This window comes from Psychrobacter sp. Ps1 (genome assembly GCF_022129425.1).
Lineage (GTDB): Bacteria > Pseudomonadota > Gammaproteobacteria > Pseudomonadales > Moraxellaceae > Psychrobacter.
Genome location: NZ_JADQAN010000001.1, coordinates 62503 through 80896 on the forward strand (window position 1 = coordinate 62503; position 18394 = coordinate 80896).

Genomic DNA, 18394 nt, shown 5'->3' on the forward strand with positions numbered 1-18394 from the left:
GTCTATATCATTGTTGCGCTTGCAAGTGTTCAATCCTGCTTTGGCGTAATGCTGAACCAATGGCGGGGCCTTTAAGGTCTGGCGCAATGTCGGTCATACCGATGGCGTGAAAGCTGTTTAGTGCTAGCATCATTTGGCGATGCTGTGTTGCTAGCTGTAACACATGACTGCACACTAGCAGCTGAGAGAGCTTGTCAGGCTCCTTATGCGCACCGCAGGCTTGGATTAGATCGATTTTTTCAGCCGCAGTTAGACTGTTTATTGTGCTTAGTTTTTCAGCTTGCTGAGCGAATAAAGTCGCGAATTGAGTATGTGCTTTTGGGACTTTGGCTTTATTACCGATAGCGTTAATATTTTTTATAGCGGTTGATACGGTAGACGTAGACTCAGAGTTTTCGCTATTAAATAATGATGAAGACAGGCTAGTCATTAGTAGCGCCCAACGCTGTGACAAGTTTAGACGCATTTGGCCTGCAAAATATAATGCTGTCTGCGCTGTTTCTCTTATTTGGATATTGTCCCAAGCATGATGCAATGGCGCGAAATACTCTGTGAGCGCACCAATTTCAAACAGTTTTTGCCAATAGACTTGCGGTGATAGCTGCATAGTTGCACGGCTCGATTCTTGCCAGATACGCTCGGCACTCAAATGAGCTAGCTCTCCTGTATCGACCAATTGACGCATTAACGCTAGAGTGTCATCCGCGATGGTGAATCCCAAATCGTAGTAACGGCTATAGAAGCGTACTGTTCGAAGTACACGTAATGGGTCTTCATTAAAAGCACTGGACACATGACGCAATGTCTTACTTTTTAAGTCTTGTAGTCCGCCATAGTAGTCGATGACTTGTCCGTTAATCGGGGTATCATCGGTTAAGCTGGTAACTTCAATTGCCATCGCGTTGATGGTTAAATCACGACGGCACAAATCATCCTCTAGACTAACATCGGGACTGGCATGTACGCTAAAACCTTTGTAGCCTGAGCCCTGCTTGCGCTCTGTACGTGCCAATGCATACTCTTCATGACTGGTCGGATGCAAAAACACAGGAAAGTCAGCGCCCACTTGTTGAAACCCTGCATCAATCATCTCTGCCACAGTAGCGCCAACGACGACAAAGTCCTTGTCCTTGATAGGACGCTTAAGTAGTCGATCGCGCACAGCACCGCCCACGAGGTAAATCTGCATAGAAGCCTCTTCTTATTATTGAGTTGTATGTCATCAGCTCAATTTTTATGAATCAAAAAAACAGCCAATGCTTTATAAGTTGCATTGACTGGTTTTAGTATAGCAGAAGGGCTCTGTCAATGGATGATAGAGCCCTTCTTAATATAGTCAATCCTCTATAGATTGGGTACGGTGTCAGCCTCGCTCAGTCTACTATTTGTAGTACTTCCACTCGGATTCCTTGTATCCAAATTATCTTGAACTGACTATGGTGCATTCATACTGGGTATGATATATGACTATTTTTCGTTTTCTAGGTCTTGCGCTTCAGTGACGGTCAATGCAGTCATGTTGACGATACCACGTGCTGTCGCTGATGGCGTCAAAATGTGTACCGGCTTATTAGTACCTAATAGAATAGGGCCAATAGAAGCACTGCCAGTCGCTGTTTTAAGCAGGTTGAAAGCGATGTTTGAGGCATCAAGTGTTGGCAAGATAAGCAAGTTCGCTGCACCTTTTAACGGACTTGATGGCATATCGTTTAGACGAATATTTTCGTTAAGCGCGGCATCACCTTGCATTTCGCCTTCAAACTCAAAGTCGACATTCATATTGGTCAATAGCTCATGAACCTTACGCATTTTGACAGCGCTGGCACGATCTGAAGCACCAAAGTTAGAATGAGACACTAGCGCAACGCGTGGCGTGATACCAAAGCGACGTAATTGATCTGTTGCCAAGACAGTCATTTCAGCCAATTGCTCAGCTGTTGGGTCTTCATGGACATAAGTATCAGCGATAAAGATATTACGATCTTGCATGAGTACGGCATTCATCGCATAGAAGTCGTTCATACCTTGTTTTTTGCCAATGACGCTTTCAACGTATTTTAGATGCAATTGGTAATGGCCAAATGTACCACATACCATGCCATCTGCTGCACCATTTTCAACCAGCAAAGAACCAATCAAAGTCGTCTTACGGCGAACATCACGACGAGCAAGCTCAATGCTTACACCGCGGCGTTTGTTCTTCTCATAGTAGCCCTGCCAATAGTCTTTGTAGCGAGGATCATCATCAACGTTGACGATGGTAATGTTCTCGCCAGCTTTTAGACGTAGGCCTAGCTTTTTGATATTGGCTTCGATAACTGAAGGGCGACCAACCAAGATAGGTTGTGCTAGCTTTTCATCAACGACCACTTGTACAGCAAGCAAGATATTGTTGTCTTCACCTTCACAGTACACGATACGTTTTGGATCGGCTTTAGCACGAGCAAAGATTGGCTTCATGACAAACGCGGAGTTATAAACAAACTCAGACAGACGCTGACGATAGGCTTGCATGTCATCGATCGGTAGCGTGGCAACGCCTGAATCCATCGCTGCTTTGGCAACAGCAGATGCGATTTCAATGATTAGATTTGGCTCTAGAGGGCCTGGGATTAAGTAATCACGACCAAAGCTCTGCATCTTTTCGATGTTTCTAGCGCTGGTAGTTGGCGTGGCTTCAACGTGTGCCATCGCAGCGATTGCTTTTACGCAAGCGACTTTCATCTCTTCGTTAACAGTGGTTGCACCAACATCCAATGCACCGCGGAAGATATACGGGAAGCATAACGCGTTGTTTACTTGGTTTGGATAGTCTGAACGACCCGTTGCCATAATGACGTCTGGACGTACCGCGTGTGCCAATTCTGGCATGATTTCAGGTGTTGGGTTGGCAAGTGCAAAGACGATAGGGTCTTTTGCCATACGGCGAACCATATCTTCTGATAGTGTACCTGGCATTGATAAGCCTAGGAACATATCGACATCGTCCATAACTTCTTCGATAGAAGTAGCTGTGATATCACGAGCATAACGTTGTTTGGTTTCATCAAGGTTTTCACGGCTAGTACTGATGATACCGCGTGAATCTGAAACAATGATATTGTTCTTATTAACGCCAAGCGCGCAAATGATATCTAGGCAAGAAATGGCTGCTGCGCCTGCGCCTGAACAAACAATTTTAATCTCTTCGATTTTTTTGCCAGTAATCAACAAAGCATTTAGCATAGCTGCGGCAACGATGATTGACGTCCCATGTTGATCATCATGGAACACAGGAATGTTCATACGCTCACGTAGTACGCGCTCGATTTTGAAACATTCTGGTGCTTTAATGTCTTCTAGGTTGATACCACCAAATGTAGGCTCAAGCGAGGCAACCGCTTCGATAAACTTATCTGGATCGTTTTGAGCAATTTCAATATCAAAAACGTCGATACCTGCGAACTTCTTAAATAGAACGCCTTTACCTTCCATGACTGGCTTCGATGCCAATGGACCGATATTACCCAGACCAAGTACAGCAGTACCGTTAGTGATAACACCAACGAGGTTATTACGTGCCGTGTATTTAGACGCAAGTTTTGGATCTCTTTGGATCTCAAGACAAGGTACAGCCACGCCTGGAGAGTAGGCGAGTGCTAAATCACGTTGGTTAGCTAGCTGCTTAATAGGGGTTACCGAAATTTTACCTGGGCGTGGAAACTCATGGTAATGTAAGGCAGCTTGTTCAAACTGCTCTTTTTCTGTACTGAGGTTATCCGTATTCGAAGTGGTATCGTCATTCATAATAATTGCCATGGTTGGAATAAATTGGAATAAATTAAATGGTGATAAAAAACAACGTCTAACCCTCCAAAAATCATTGAATGATAATAACTGAAAGGTATACAGACGTTAAACGACTCGCGACCATCAGAATCATGGTCGACGATCAAAGATCAGGTCAAAAAAGCAAACTAGCTAAAATATTCATTCTAGCATTATTGCCAATTCACTGCCTAGTCAACAACGGTGAATTATGCGAATAATATAATAAAATGATATTCGTTATTTATCTTGTTGATAATGCCAAAAAATGCAGTTGTATATCAACCTAAATTTCATAATATTTCACAATATTACAGAATTGAAAGGTGCTAAGACGAGCCACTACTAAGATGAGCAGCTAATGGGCATCTGCGGTGTATCAGGCGCAGGCGCACTGCTATCTAAATCATTAGCGATATCTTGTACGCTGTAAGGATTGGCTAATAAACGAAACACTCGATCAACTTCTTCAAACTGACCTTGCTTTGCGGCAGTAATTACACGCTGCGCCATGCTATTACGAAGGACATAGACAGGATTGTTGGTCTGCATGTCGTTAACTGCCTGCTCAAGTGGCAGCTGCTCAATCTGTGCCAGATAACGTGCTGACCAGTCTTGCCATACTTGTTGCGCATCGCTGCTTAATTCAGTGGTCATGGTAGCCAGTAGCTTTTGCTCATAATGATGATCTGCTGGTGCGACCAAACCGAGTAGGGCACGGAAACTATTGCTATAGTCGAGCAAGTTGTCTTCTAGTAAGGTTAACCATTCAAACGCTAAGGTTAAGCTTTCTCTTTGATGCGGTAAGCCAAGCTTACGGCACAGTCCTTGCTGATAATGCTGCATAAAGGTTGCTTCATAAGGCGCTAAGCAGTCTGCTAACGTCTCACGTGTCACGCCTTCTAAACGCATAAAATGTGGTAGCCAGACGTTGAGATTCCAATGACCAATAGCCGGTTGGTTTTGGTAAGAATAACGACCAGTATGATCAGAGTGATTGTTGATCCAAGCAGGATTGAAGCGCTCCATAAAGCCAAACGGCCCGAAGTCCAAAGTACTGCCCGTGATAGATAAGTTATCTGTATTCATCACACCATGAGCAAAGCCAATCAATTGCCAATCAGCAATCATACGGGCCGTACGCTCGACCACTGCGGTCAAGAAAGCTAAGACAGGCGTTTCGCTATCGCGGCACTCTGGATAGTAAGTGTCAATCATATAGTCAGTGAACTCACCCAGTACATCAGGGGCAAAGCTGGCAATCCATTCGACATGACCTAAACGAATATGACTGTCTGCCACACGCATTAGTGCTGCACCTGCTTCGATACGCTCACGGCGCACTCTCGTATCAGATACCACAAACCCCAGAGCGTTAGACGAGGGGATGCCAAGCTGGGTCAATGCATGACCGCACAGGTACTCGCGAATGGTACTACGTAAGACTGCGCGTCCATCACCCATACGTGAATAGGGTGTCAAGCCAGCACCCTTAAGATGCAAGTCTTGTGGATGTCCACCATTATCGAGTACCTGCGCCATGAGTAAACCGCGTCCGTCGCCCAATTGCCCAGCCCATTGCCCAAACTGGTGACCAGCATAGGCCATTGATAGTGGTTTAAAATCAGCTGGCACGTATTGTCCGCCCAATATCTCAACCCAATTAGTCATCAGGTCTTCGTCGTTTGTCCAGCCTAACTGCTGTGCAACTTGAGTATTGAAGTGACCGGTACGAGGATTGTCTAGTGGCGTCGGTGGCTGTTCATGATAAAGGCGCGTGTCTAGGTTGACGTAAGTGTTTTGATAACGCATACAGGCCGTTTCCATTAAAATATAAAAGTGAGAATGCCACTATAGCATAGCTCTCATATGGCATCGTTGCACTCTGTCCGTCTCTTGTAATATCTGGACAAAAAATAAATTTTTCGGTCTTTAATTAACTGAATGTGATGAACGAGATTGTTATTGTTTTTAGATTAGAGGTCGTCACAGTTTAGCCGATATATTTGATTATTTATTATGATAATAAAATTATTAGAAGTAGCTAGAATGACATAAACGATAAATTATAAGCAAAAAAATCCCCCTATCTAGGACGGATAGGGGGATGGAGAAGCTTCAAAATTATAAAACAAATCAGAAGTTAATTAAGCCGCTTTTTCGTTTGCGCCAATAGAGCGGAAGGCGGTTTTTAGATTGCTGTTATGCTCAAGGATTTTCTGTTCAATTTTCGCATAATCATGCTTTAGCTTATCATCAACTTCACGTAAGCGATCAGCACATTCTATTTTTTTCATTTCAATAGTTTGAGCTTTCAGTGATTGCCATTCTTCGACAGTTTGTTTAAATGCATCGTATTCAAACTTAATGCGGTCTTGGAAGCTCTTCATCGCATGAGGAAGATCAAGCCCAGTGCTTGTGGCTGTATCGATCTGCTGTTGTGCTGCTTTGAACTGCATTTGCACTTCGGCATGCTTAATAGTCGTATCATCAACAGTACGCAAATCCGTCGTTAAACCGATTTTTGATAAACCAGCAATCAACCATTTTGTTGGATCATATTGCCACCATTTCACGCCATTACGATAATCATACTGGAAGAAATGATGATAGTTATGATAACCCTCGCCCCACGTAAAGATAGCTAAGAAAAAGTTATCACGAGCACTATTAGTATCCGTATAAGGACGTGTACCAAACATATGACATAGCGAATTGATGAAGAAGGTGAAGTGATGAGTTAATACCAAGCGCAGCAAACCAGCGATCAGTAAAGTACCCCAAACATCACCAATGAGCCAACCAATAGCAGCAACCATACCAACATTCATGGCAACTACCCACAAACCATAATATTTATGCTGAATCTGTAAGACTCTGTCTTTGGTCAAATCAGGAATGTTTTTATAATCAAATTTACCGCTAGGGTAGTTGCGTAGCATCCAACCAATATGGCTGAACCAAAAACCACGCTGTGCTGAATATGGATCGTCCAAACGATCATCTACATGACGATGGTGAGTACGATGTCCAGAAACCCAATCAAACGCTGAGCCTTGTACAGCTAAGGTTGAACCTAACAATAAAAAGTTTTTGACAATAGGGTGCGCTTTGTAAGCACGGTGCGATAGCAGACGATGGTAACCCGCCGTGATACTGATACCTGTCCATACCATAAAGGCACCAAACACACCCCAAACAGGAGCGCTAACTTCATGAGTCCATAGATACCATGGCGTAATCACAGCAGCAGCAATTGGCGTCGCTACTAAAATAGCCGCTGGAATCCAGTTAATTGGTGCTTTGGTAAATTCAAACTCACGCATATCAATGCTTTGCTCTTGCGCAGAAAGATCCGCTTGCTCAGAAGCTTTCGCATAATTGCGTTTTGCAACAGGCTGCTCATCAAGCGCCATTTGCGCTTTTTTCTCATCGAAACGAGTTTTAAAACGCGTTACTTGAGTGCTGGCGGTCTTTACAAGCGTATCACCAGATTTGATAGCGAAACGTAAGCCTTTAAGCGGTAAGCCAAGTGCTTTTTTTGCAATCATATAATATCCCTAACGGTATTAATTTAAGCCACCATAGTACCTTAAAAAGCGTGTAAAGTGAACACTTATACACTATAAAAATATTGCTAAATAACAATAACTTGTATGGATTATAGAATGTATTGATCAAAAATACGAGTGACTTATCAGACATGAAGGAGAAGTGTAACAAGAAGGGTAGATATGTAGGAAAGAATGCGTTTATCGAAAAAATGATTAAATATCAAAAAAGTACGGATAACTCGGTCAAGGCAACAGCAAATGACTTGGAAAATCCGTAATGATGACATCAGTCTCCCATTTGATGAGCTGCTCAATGGTGGGAATATCATTAACCGTCCAAGCACTTACGGGCAATCCATAACGGTGGCTATGCTTGATGACGGCTTGGGTCAAAAGCGGATAATGAATGCCCAGTTGAATACAGCCGAGTTGCAATGCGGTATTGGTCGCGCTTGCCAACGCTTCTGGCGTACGAATAAGCAAGCCGCGAGGCATATGAGATAATAGTTTGTGACGTTGCAAACGGTTGTGTAACTCGACATCGAAGCTCGTCAATACAACTGGTAAGCTGGCAAGAGGTGTATCAATAAATGCCTGCCGAAGCGCTGCAATCAACACCGCGTAGTTGGTACGGCTATGCGTCTTAATTTCAAGCTCAATAACGTTAAATCCACTAAGCGCAGGTGCTATGCTTGCGAGCGTCATAATGGGTTGACCAAACTGCAACTGGCATTGAATCTCAGTCAGTTTTAACTGGTCAATACGTGATTGCCGACCGCACATACGCTCTAAATCATCGTCATGGAATACGATTAAGTGACCATCAGCGTTTAGTTGTATATCAAACTCTACGCCTGCTAAGCCTCTTGACTTAAGATTTTGAGAGTATTGAAAGCCTGAGAAGGTATTTTCTAACGCTTCACCGCGTGCGCCTCGATGACCTAGTAATAACGTATCTCTAAAATTTATCATATGCACCAATTATCGATGATTTTTATGCCCAATCATATAGCGTCATATCAACGACGTCTAACAAAAACTGCGATGCAATCCGTACTTTTTTGAATATGACTTTTTAAAGTCCAAATCTGCGAATGTTTGTTATGTTTTTGCAACCAAACGCAGGTTTTTTCCACAATGAGGGGCACTATTTGTATATCCATGGGCTACACTAATGACCATTTGATTTAAACACCGTATAATGATGTGGTTTTCATATCTGTAGCAGCTAGCGTTGCGATTTGAATGTTGAACACTGTCAGTCAGTGGCGGTACGAACCTGTAAATTGGGAGTAGAGTTAGTATGAGCGTAGCAAATATAAGTTTGAGCAAGTGGCATAAAGTTGCTGGGATTGGATTGGTATGTGGTTTGGCGCTTGCAGGCTGTGATCGCTCAGATAAAGAAGACACTACTGAGCAGGCAGAGCTAACAGAACAAGAGACGGTCGATGCTGAAAATAGCGTTGCGCCTGCGATCAGTTGTGATGATCCTATGGTGCAAGATCGCCTTAAGTCAGCTCTGAAAAATACGCTCAATCAACAAGCACAGTCATTGGCTACCAATTATGCAAATGATGCTGAAATCAGTTTAGCAAATGGTGTGGTTAGCGAAAAAACCAATGGTGTTGTCATTGACGTCCAAAACGCTGCTATCTTGCAACAAGCCAATGAAAACGGTATGACCACTTGTCAAGCAAGTGTCAGCATGACGCTACCAAGTGAAGACTTGTATCAAGCCAGTCAGGTACAAGCGGCCAATAATCAGCCAAGTCTACAATCGCGTTTAGCGCAAGACAATATCCGTATCAATAACAATATGCTCGTTGATGACGCGTTCACTTACATCGTCGGTACTCAAGGCGGTCAAGTGCGTACGCGTATTGCAGGTCAGCCTGCTTTGATTACTGTCGTTGCAGATGTGATGGCAGGTTCTGTATTCAAAACGGCAATGGATGAGCAACGTGCCCAACGTGCTGCTGAGCGCCGTGCAACGCAGAACAACGATACTACTACTCAAACAGCGCCAATCCGTCAGCCAAGAACCGTAACGCCAGTTGAGCCAATTCGTCCAACTGAACCTACGCCGCCACCAACCATTAATAAACCTGCTGAAAGTCAGAACAGTTCGACTGCAAACACCCAAGCAGCAGCTGCCGAGCCTAGTAAGCCCGCCACACCAAAAGCCGTGCCTAAAGATGAAACCATCGATATGGTTATCATTGAAGACAACAGTGCGACTTATTAGTTTGTCATGGTAATAAGAGGTAGCGATATCCAGTAGAGCCAATTGCTATTGCTGAATAACAAAAAACCCCGTAACAATCATGTCGCGGGGTTTTTTTGGGTTTAAGCTCTTTATTGTTAAATACTTAGTTTGTATTATTGACTGTCAGTGAACGTTTTCAATGCTTGACTGTCCCACAACACCTCAGAGACTTTTTCTGGGTCTGTACAAAAGCGTGCAGCGACAAATAACCAATCAGATAAGCGATTGATAAAGCTGACGGCAGTAAGACGAATCGCTTGTGGACGCTGCTGCTGCAATATCACAGCTTGACGTTCAGCACGGCGACATACACTACGCGCCACGTGTAATTGACTGACCAATATAGAACCTGTCGGCAAAATAAAGTCTTTTAGCGGTGGCAATGTGGCATTCATCATATCTATTTGCTGCTCTAACCATTCAATATGAGTGGCATTAACCCCTTCATACTCTGGCATGGCAAGCTCGCCGCCTATATTGAATAACAAGTGCTGAATGATAACCAAGGCTTCAGAGAACTCTTTCTCTATAGATTGCCCTTTATTGTGTTTTAGTTGCGCACGTACTAAGCCAATATGCGAGTTGAGCTCGTCGATGTCACCCATGACGCTAAATAGATCGTCCGCTTTACTAAGGCGGCTGCCATCAGCCACACCAGTGCTGCCATCATCTCCAGTACGTGTGTATATTTTGCTTAAGCGATTGCCCATCTTTACATCCTTAACGGTTTTTATGATTGAATAGCGTTAGTTGCACGCTCATTGTAGTATTTTACGCCTGTTTTCGCTAAGATAATGGGTTACGTTTTATATCACGACGTTTTTGGTCTGAATTTTTTATTTTCTGGATTTATAGTTACAGTCGTTGGTATGGCTTATTCATACATGGCGGCTGAGATTTCCCATTTCTTTATTTCATTTACGTTACAAGGCTTTTTTACTATGACCACACCACTTGCAGATGCGATGTCCCAACTTGCCATTTACGATTCATTGACTGGCAGCAAGCGTCAGTTTGTACCACTCAAAGCAGGGCAGGTTGGTATGTATGTGTGCGGCATGACCGTTTATGACTATTGTCACATTGGTCATGCGCGAGTGATGGTCGGTTTTGATATGGCCGTTCGTTGGTTGGCACGTTTGGGTTACGACGTGAATTACGTACGTAATATCACTGATATCGATGATAAAATCATTGCCCGTGCTGCTGAAAACGGTGAAGAGATTGGTACATTGACGCAGCGTTTTATTGAAGCGATGCATGAAGACGCGACAGCGCTTGGTTGTGAGATGCCAAATGCTGAGCCACGTGCGACTGATCATATCGATGATATGCAGGATATGATTGAGACGCTAGTCACTGGCAACTATGCGTATGCAGGCGACAACGGTGACGTCTACTATGCTGTTGATAGCTTTGATGGTTATGGTAAATTATCTAAGCGTAATCTGGACGATATGCAGGCAGGTTCGCGAGTCGAAGTTGAAAATGATAAACGTAATCCATTTGACTTTGTACTATGGAAATCTGCAAAACCTGACGAGCCGCAGTGGGCATCACCATGGGGTCAAGGGCGTCCAGGCTGGCATATTGAATGTTCAGCAATGTCGACTAAGTGCTTGGGTAGTACTTTTGATATTCATGGCGGTGGTCATGACTTACAGTTCCCGCATCATGAAAACGAAATCGCGCAGTCTGAGGCAGCGACTGGTTGCGAGTATGCACGTAACTGGATGCATGTTGGTTTTATCAATGTCGATGGCGAAAAAATGTCTAAATCATTGGGCAACTTTTTTACCATTCGTGATGTGATGGCAAAGTATTTACCTGAAACGGTGCGTTTTTTCTTATTATCGAGCCATTACCGCAGCCAAGTTAACTTCTCTGATAGCGCATTGGATGAAGCACATAATAGCCTAAGCAGACTATACAATGCATTAAAATTGGTTGAGCAGCAAAAAGGACAGTCAATCATAATCAACGAAGACTTAGTGGCTGAAGCTTACAATAGCGCGGTTGGACAAGACTTCATAAAGGCGATGAATGACGACTTCAATAGCTCGACGGCCATTAGCGTCTTATTTGGATTGGCTCGCGATATCAATAAAGCCATTAAAGCAGAAGACGTCGATACTGCATGGCAGTTGGCACAGCAACTAAAAGCATTGGCTCAGGTATTAAATATTTTACAGCAGCCAGTGCAGCAGTTTTTGCAAGCAGTGGTCGGTGATAAGGCAGAAGATGGTCTAACGGATGCGGTTATTGATAATTTGATTATCGAACGTGCAGAGTCTAAAGCCAACAAAAACTTTGCCCGTGCTGATGAGATACGTGAGCAATTAAAAGAGGCGGGTATTGAGCTCGAAGATAGCCGTGCTGGCACGACATGGCGCCGCGCTTAAAATAATGTTTGCCGTCTATATGGTAAATAGCTACAAATCTCGTAATAAATTAAGTCAGCTTTAGGCTGGCTTTTTTTTGCTTACTGAATTAGGTTAAAGCAGCAGCGATATATTTTTTATACTTTCCTTTTGTAGACTGATGGCTTTGAAAACATGAATACACTTAAAGACAATCCTATGAACCATCATTGTGCCGTTTTGCGCTCAGATGATAATCATCAAGTAGATGTAGAGAAAAGTCGTTTTAAAAGCCATGTGCTGCAAGTACTGTTGGGCTTTTTGATTGTCGCTATAAATGTCATCTATTCACCCGTTTATGCAGCAAATAGTGAAAATGCACAGAGTGCGAGCGAGCCGGAAAAACAAACGCCTAGTAAGCCTGATAGTTTTTCTGAATATGCCGCTCAGCAAGTCAATGCGCTTAAAGATGAAAGTGTTAGTATTTCTGGTATTACTGAAGATATCTTTGATCCTACTGAACGTAACGCAGTAGAGCAGGCAGGCAGGCTACAAGGGGATACGGCACTGACCGGAGAATATAGTGAGAGCTACTATATTCTCGATAAACTAAATGCAGGGTTGCCACCGTTATCTGAGCCAGCTAACTTAGAAACACCGCTTGCAGCTTTAGAGTTTTTTCAATCAGCCGTAATGAAGCAGCAGTATGATTTGGCCGCTTACGCGCTAAACATGAATTTGATTGACGAGAAAAGCCAACGTAGCCGTGCGCTTGATCTCACAAAGCGACTAGATTTCTTATTGTCCGAAAAAGAGCTATATGTATTCGACGATATGCCAGATCGCCCCGATGGCTTAATTGAACCACCGCTTGGTAATAATAGCAGTGTCATGGGTATTGCCAGACGTTCTATTCAGCTTGGCTATATTGATTATCGCGAGCGCCGTGTTCCTATCTATTTGCAGCGAGTACGAGTAGGGGATGAAGCCCCTGTCTGGGTGTTTTCGGCGCAGACAGTAGGTAATATTGATAATCTCTATGAGCAGTATCATCCAGCCGAGTTCGAGCGTTATTTGCCCACTTGGTTAAAGCTAAAGTTTTTTGGAATTGCGTTATGGGAGTTTTCAGCGCTGATATTGTTCTTTTTATTAACCATGGGGATGGGTTGGCTACTGAGTAAAGGTACTGCAAAAATCATCAATCATTATATCGATGAAGAAAAATACAGCATGTATGTTGGCAGTACCAATGGCGTCGCAGATTTGGTTAGCAAGCTAACAGTACCATTAACCTTTACCATCAGTTTTTCACTGGTTTTTACCTTGGTTTCTGGTGGTTTTCCTTATTTAGATGCAGTCGCCTCATCCACTCGTCCATTGATTTGGATTGGTCTGGTATTTAGTACCATGTGGTTGGGTATTCGTATCATTAACTTTTTTGCCAATCGCTATCAAGACATGCAGATTGAAAATCTAGCTGCAGAGCATTTTGATAAAGAACGTCGCCGCCGTACTTATGTATCGATATTTCGCCGTGTGTTTATTTTCGCGATGATTTTGGGAAGTTTCTGGATAGGTCTTAGTGAATTTGCAAATATGGAAGGCCTTGGCAAGACGTTACTGACTTCAGCGGGTATTGCAGGTGTGGTTATCGGTATTGCGGCACAGCCGATATTGGGGAATATCATCGCTGGTGTGCAGGTAGCAGTGACGCAGCCAGTACGGATTGGCGATAGTGTGATAATGGATGGTAATTTTAGTACGGTCGAAGACCTGCGTTACACGTATGCCGTGCTAAAAACATGGGATGAGCGTCGCTTGATCGTGCCGATGCGTGAGCTAATCACTGAACGAGTGGAAAACTGGTCGCATACAGAGGTTCATCAGACCTGTCCTGTGTTTTTGTATATCGACTATGGTGCAGATATTGACGCTATCCGAGAGGCGTTTATATCGATGGTCAAGGACAATAAACTTTGGGATGATAAAACAAAACCTGAAATGTACGTGGTGGATGTAACCGAAAATACCATTCAACTGCGCGGCGCTGTTTCATCGGTAGGGCCTATAGAAGCATGGACGCTAGCCTGTGAGATACGAGAGAAAATGCTTGGTTACCTGCATGCACAACAGAACCAATATCTACCTACAGAGCGTTTTACGTTAACAAAAGGCGACTAGAAATTGGGAATAGCGATGAGCCTTGCGAGCTTAATTAGCTTTAAAAGCGAGCTGTTAATGGTTTGAGACATGACTGACATCGATGAAGACGCACTTGTGTAAAATAATCTGACAAATATAGTGTGTCAGGGAGGCGCTTATTTGTTATAATGTGGCGTTATTTTTATAGGATAACTGAGTGGTTGGCGATGAATCGGCACTGTGCTTGCAGCTGCAATGATTGATACGCTTAACCCTGAGCTCCTACCCATCAAAATAACCACCACTAGGGGTCTGTATGTTGCGAATTGTCGATGAAGCCTTAACCTTTGATGACGTTTTATTATTACCAGCCTATTCTGAAGTTCTGCCAAAAACTGCTGATCTGTCTACTCGTTTGACCAAAAACATCACTCTTAATCTTCCGCTAATCTCTGCGGCAATGGATACTGTGACTGAGTCTGAAATGGCTATCACAATGGCACAGCTTGGTGGCATGGGTATTTTGCATAAGAGCATGGACATCGAAAAGCAAGCCACACAAGTACGCCGTGTCAAAAAATTTGAAGCGGGTACCGTTGTTGATCCTATCACTGTCCACCCAGAGATGACGATTGGTGAATTGCTGCGTTTGACCCAAGATAACAATATCTCAGGTGTGCCTGTGGTCGAAAAAGGCACAGATAATGTTGTGGGTATTGTTACCCATAGAGATTGGCGTTTTGAGACCAATTTGTCATTGCCAGTTAGCCAGATCATGACGCCTAAAGAGCAGCTGGTAACTGTTCATGAAGGTGAAAGCAACGAGAATATCAAAAGATTGTTGCATGAGCACCGCATCGAAAAAGTCATCGTCATTGATGATAACTTCCGCCTGCGTGGTTTAATTACTGTTAATGATTTTGCCAAAGCTGAAAACAATCCAAATGCTTGTAAAGACGAGCAAGGTCGCCTACGTGTTGGTGCAGCTGTTGGTACTGGTGCAGACACGCAAGCACGCGTTGAAGCACTAATCGCTGCTGATGTCGACGTTATCGTCGTTGATACTGCGCACGGTCACTCAAAAGGCGTGATCGATAAAGTATCTTGGATCAAGAAAAACTACCCGCATGTGCAAGTAATCGGTGGCAACATCGCAACAGGTGAAGCTGCAATCGCTTTACGTGATGCAGGTGCTGATGCAGTAAAAGTAGGTATCGGCCCTGGTTCTATCTGTACCACGCGTATCATCGCAGGTATCGGTGTACCACAAATCTCAGCAATTGATAATGTTGCTAGCGCCCTAAAAGACAGCATTCCATTGATTGCTGACGGTGGTATTCGTTACTCAGGTGATATGGCAAAAGCAATCGCTGCTGGTGCATCATGCATCATGGTTGGTTCGCTCATGGCTGGTACCGAAGAAGCACCAGGTGAAGTTGAGCTGTTCCAAGGTCGCTACTATAAAGCTTATCGCGGCATGGGTAGTTTGGGTGCGATGTCAGGATCAAATGGTTCTTCAGATCGCTACTTCCAAGATGCAAAAGATGGCGTAGAGAAGTTAGTGCCAGAAGGTATCGAAGGCCGTGTTCCTTATAAAGGACCAGTTGCGGGTATCGTTAATCAGTTGGTTGGTGGCTTACGTTCATCAATGGGTTATACGGGTTCTGCCACGATTGAAGATATGCGTACCAATCCGCAGTTTATCAAAGTAACCTCAGCGGGTATGAAAGAGTCGCATGTGCATGATGTGCAAATCACTAAAGAAGCACCGAACTATCGAGTAAACTAGATCGTTCCGTGAAATACTTCTCTTTTGTAGATTTAAAACGTATTGATGTTAGCTGAGACGTAAGGCTGCAGCGAGCTTAAGATACAAACAGCCAACAATGCTCTGTTATTGTTGGCTGTTTTTTTTGTAAAATACAGAAACAGATTATTACAACAATAGCATTGCCTGCGTATAAGTTTGGCCTTTTATTTTTTTGACTTGAGGAACACATAATGAGCTATTTTGGCACCGATGGAATTCGCGGAAAATTTGGTGAATTACCAATTACACCGGATTTTATTTTAAAACTAGGCTACGTCACTGGGCTTGTCCTCATAGAAAAAAATGAAAATCCTACGCGTAAGCCAAGTGTAGTGATTGGTAAAGATACGCGTCTGTCAGGCTATGTGATAGAGGGAGCATTACAAGCAGGTTTTAATGCGGCTGGTGTTGATGTTTATATGCTTGGTCCATTGCCGACTCCAGCGATTGCGCATTTGACCCGTAGTTTCAATGCAGATGCTGGCGTGGTTATCTCAGCCTCGCACAACCCTTATTATGATAATGGTATCAAGTTTTTTTCAGGTGATGGCAAAAAACTTACTGATGAGATGCAAACTGCAATCAATGATAAATTGACGGCAATTATGAACGACGTTGGTAGTGACGTTGCTATGATGCCTATTCTTGATCCTGCAAATTTAGGTAAGAACAACCGAATTGATGATGCTAAAGGTCGCTATATTGAATTTTGCAAAGGCAGCTTCCCTTATCAATACGATCTCAGTCATCTGACGGTAGTAGTGGATTGTGCCAATGGTGCAGGCTATAGCGTAGCACCCAGAGTGATGCGCGAGTTGGGGGCAAACGTGATTGCCATCAATAATACGCCAGACGGCATCAATATCAATGCTGAGTGTGGTTCTACCCATCCTGAAAGCTTACAAAAGGCTGTGCTTGAGCATGACGCAGATGTCGGTATTGCGCTTGATGGTGATGGTGACCGTATCGTAATGGTTGATGAGACGGGTAAGTTAGTCGACGGAGACGGTGTTTTATATGTGCTTGCTACTCAAGGTAAAACCAAAGCTGAAGGTGTTGTCGGCACGCTCATGAGTAACATGGGATTAGAGCTGGCGCTAAAAGATGCAGACATTCAATTTACTCGCGCAAAAGTGGGTGATCGCTATGTGATGCAGGACTTAGAAGCTAATGGTTGGATATTGGGTGGTGAGCCATCTGGTCATATTTTATGCTTAGATAAAAGTCGCACAGGGGATGCTATCATTGCTGGCTTGCAAGTACTGGCAGTCATGCAAGCCAGAGAGCGTGCGTTAAGTGAGCTTGTTGAAGGTTTTGAAGTATTGCCACAAAAGCTAGTCAATGTACGCCTATCTCAAATGCAAGACCCATTCAAACATGAAGAGTTGGTTGCTGCTTTTGATAAAGCACAGGCAACGCTAGAGGGTCGTGGTCGTCTGTTGATACGTCAGTCAGGTACAGAGCCTATGATTCGCGTGATGGTAGAATCAGATGATGAAATAGAATGTGATGTAATGGCTAATGACTTAGCTGATCTTATAAAATCGGTACTAGGCTAATAGTATTTGAGGCAATAAGTGGCATTCAAGATAATGAATGGTATTTAAGACAACAACATTATAGTTTTCAAATAAGGAACTGCCATGAGCATGGACTTTACCGACCAACGCCTCTCATACGAGAAAGGCGAGCTTGACCAACAGTCAGTACCAACGTCACCATTTGAGCTCTTTAAAGCTTGGATGAATGAAGCGTTAGCACAAAAGGTGCAAGAGCCTTATGCAATGAGTTTGGCAACATGTGGCGCAGACAATAAGCCTAGCGTCCGTATTGTGTTACTACGCGAGATTACTGAGACAGGTATTGTTTTCTATACCAATTATGAAAGCGCAAAAGGGCAGGATATAGCAGAAAATCCTAATGCCGAAGCGTTATTCTTTTGGCATGAGCTGGAGCGCCAAGTTCGTATCAGCGGTAGTATTGCTAAAATAGCTGCTGATAAATCGGCTGCTTATTTCCAAAAGCGTCCCCATGATAGTCAAGTAGGTGCTTGGGTTAGTCAACCGCAAAGTGGTGAAGTGGCCAATCGTGAAGTCATGGAGCAAACGTTTGAACAGCTTCAAGCGGCACATCCTGATAATACTGCCGTACCAACGCCAGAGTTTTGGGGTGGGTATGAGATTACGATTGAACAAATCGAGTTTTGGCAAGGTCGCGCCAATCGGATGCATGACCGAATTGTGTATACGCAGAGTAGCGGCGACAATAGTGAAGTCAATGAAGTCAATGAAGTCAATGAAGGCAATACAAGCTGGACAACCAAACGTTTATTACCATAGTTGCTGTAGTTTGAAGCTATAGATTATAGAAAACTAAAAAAGCCACTCTAAATCCAATTTCTTTGGTATCTAGAGTGGCTTTTTTACGTTAACTACTATTTAACTTGTTTGGCATT

At 43.5% G+C, this 18394-nt stretch carries 12 protein-coding genes; 6 read left to right on the top strand and 6 right to left on the bottom strand.

Going from position 1 to position 18394, the window contains the following annotated elements:
* Nucleotides 1–7 precede the first annotated feature (7 nt).
* The 5 genes from I3249_RS00285 to I3249_RS00305 form a co-directional block, all read right to left on the bottom strand.
* On the bottom strand, nt 8–1189 hold the full coding sequence (locus tag I3249_RS00285; RefSeq protein ID WP_238067993.1) for a tRNA nucleotidyltransferase: 1182 nt from the start codon (nt 1187–1189) through the stop codon (nt 8–10).
* 278 nt (nt 1190–1467) lie between these two features.
* A complete protein-coding gene (locus tag I3249_RS00290) occupies nt 1468–3786 on the bottom strand; it encodes an NADP-dependent malic enzyme (RefSeq protein WP_101205089.1) in 2319 nt (772 codons plus the stop codon).
* A 366-nt stretch (nt 3787–4152) separates the two neighbouring features.
* Entirely contained in the window at nt 4153–5619 is a 1467-nt protein-coding gene (locus I3249_RS00295; protein ID WP_238067994.1) for a protein adenylyltransferase SelO family protein, read from the bottom strand.
* A 335-nt stretch (nt 5620–5954) separates the two neighbouring features.
* Nucleotides 5955–7133: a fatty acid desaturase gene (locus I3249_RS00300; RefSeq protein ID WP_179799003.1), complete on the bottom strand. Its 1179-nt coding sequence runs from the start codon at nt 7131–7133 to the stop codon at nt 5955–5957.
* A 471-nt stretch (nt 7134–7604) separates the two neighbouring features.
* Nucleotides 7605–8333, bottom strand: coding sequence for a glycerophosphodiester phosphodiesterase (locus I3249_RS00305; protein WP_101205086.1), 729 nt, complete (start codon nt 8331–8333; stop codon nt 7605–7607).
* Nucleotides 8334–8664: 331 nt separating this feature from the next.
* Here I3249_RS00305 and I3249_RS00310 point away from each other — a divergent pair, with 331 nt between their 5' ends.
* Nucleotides 8665–9606 (top strand): hypothetical protein, encoded by a 942-nt coding sequence (locus I3249_RS00310; RefSeq protein ID WP_238067995.1) that lies wholly within the window; start codon nt 8665–8667, stop codon nt 9604–9606.
* 134 nt (nt 9607–9740) lie between these two features.
* Here I3249_RS00310 and I3249_RS00315 read toward each other — a convergent pair whose 3' ends face one another.
* Nucleotides 9741–10337 carry a cob(I)yrinic acid a,c-diamide adenosyltransferase gene (locus I3249_RS00315; RefSeq protein WP_238067996.1) on the bottom strand — a complete coding sequence of 199 codons (597 nt, stop codon included), beginning with the start codon at nt 10335–10337 and terminating at the stop codon, nt 9741–9743.
* Nucleotides 10338–10568: 231 nt separating this feature from the next.
* Between I3249_RS00315 and cysS the strand changes: the two genes are divergently transcribed.
* From cysS to pdxH, 5 genes are all read left to right on the top strand, one after another.
* Complete coding sequence (gene cysS, locus I3249_RS00320) at nt 10569–12029, top strand: cysteine--tRNA ligase (RefSeq protein WP_238067997.1); 1461 nt, start codon at nt 10569–10571, stop codon at nt 12027–12029.
* A 153-nt stretch (nt 12030–12182) separates the two neighbouring features.
* Nucleotides 12183–14168, top strand: a complete 1986-nt coding sequence (locus I3249_RS00325) for a mechanosensitive ion channel family protein (RefSeq protein ID WP_238067998.1) — start codon at nt 12183–12185, stop codon at nt 14166–14168.
* A gap of 277 nt (nt 14169–14445) precedes the next feature.
* The gene (gene guaB / locus I3249_RS00330) at nt 14446–15918 is read left to right on the top strand and encodes an IMP dehydrogenase (RefSeq protein WP_057760534.1); all 1473 of its coding nucleotides are present in this window, start codon (nt 14446–14448) and stop codon (nt 15916–15918) included.
* 212 nt (nt 15919–16130) lie between these two features.
* Nucleotides 16131–17498: a phosphoglucosamine mutase gene (glmM, locus tag I3249_RS00335; protein WP_238067999.1), complete on the top strand. Its 1368-nt coding sequence runs from the start codon at nt 16131–16133 to the stop codon at nt 17496–17498.
* A 90-nt stretch (nt 17499–17588) separates the two neighbouring features.
* Nucleotides 17589–18278: a pyridoxamine 5'-phosphate oxidase gene (pdxH, locus tag I3249_RS00340; RefSeq protein ID WP_238068084.1), complete on the top strand. Its 690-nt coding sequence runs from the start codon at nt 17589–17591 to the stop codon at nt 18276–18278.
* Nucleotides 18279–18394 lie beyond the last annotated feature (116 nt).

Bases quoted from the DNA above. Each gene is read 5' to 3' on its own strand.
- I3249_RS00285 (WP_238067993.1), bottom strand. From the start codon at position 1,189: ATGCAGATTTACCTCGTGGGCGGTGCTGTGCGCGATCGACTACTTAAG.
- I3249_RS00290 (WP_101205089.1), bottom strand. From the start codon at position 3,786: ATGAATGACGATACCACTTCGAATACGGATAACCTCAGTACAGAAAAA.
- I3249_RS00295 (WP_238067994.1), bottom strand. From the start codon at position 5,619: ATGCGTTATCAAAACACTTACGTCAACCTAGACACGCGCCTTTATCAT.
- I3249_RS00300 (WP_179799003.1), bottom strand. From the start codon at position 7,133: ATGCGTGAGTTTGAATTTACCAAAGCACCAATTAACTGGATTCCAGCG.
- I3249_RS00305 (WP_101205086.1), bottom strand. From the start codon at position 8,333: ATGATAAATTTTAGAGATACGTTATTACTAGGTCATCGAGGCGCACGC.
- I3249_RS00310 (WP_238067995.1), top strand. From the start codon at position 8,665: ATGAGCGTAGCAAATATAAGTTTGAGCAAGTGGCATAAAGTTGCTGGG.
- I3249_RS00315 (WP_238067996.1), bottom strand. From the start codon at position 10,337: ATGGGCAATCGCTTAAGCAAAATATACACACGTACTGGAGATGATGGC.
- cysS (WP_238067997.1), top strand. From the start codon at position 10,569: ATGACCACACCACTTGCAGATGCGATGTCCCAACTTGCCATTTACGAT.
- I3249_RS00325 (WP_238067998.1), top strand. From the start codon at position 12,183: ATGAATACACTTAAAGACAATCCTATGAACCATCATTGTGCCGTTTTG.
- guaB (WP_057760534.1), top strand. From the start codon at position 14,446: ATGTTGCGAATTGTCGATGAAGCCTTAACCTTTGATGACGTTTTATTA.
- glmM (WP_238067999.1), top strand. From the start codon at position 16,131: ATGAGCTATTTTGGCACCGATGGAATTCGCGGAAAATTTGGTGAATTA.
- pdxH (WP_238068084.1), top strand. From the start codon at position 17,589: ATGGACTTTACCGACCAACGCCTCTCATACGAGAAAGGCGAGCTTGAC.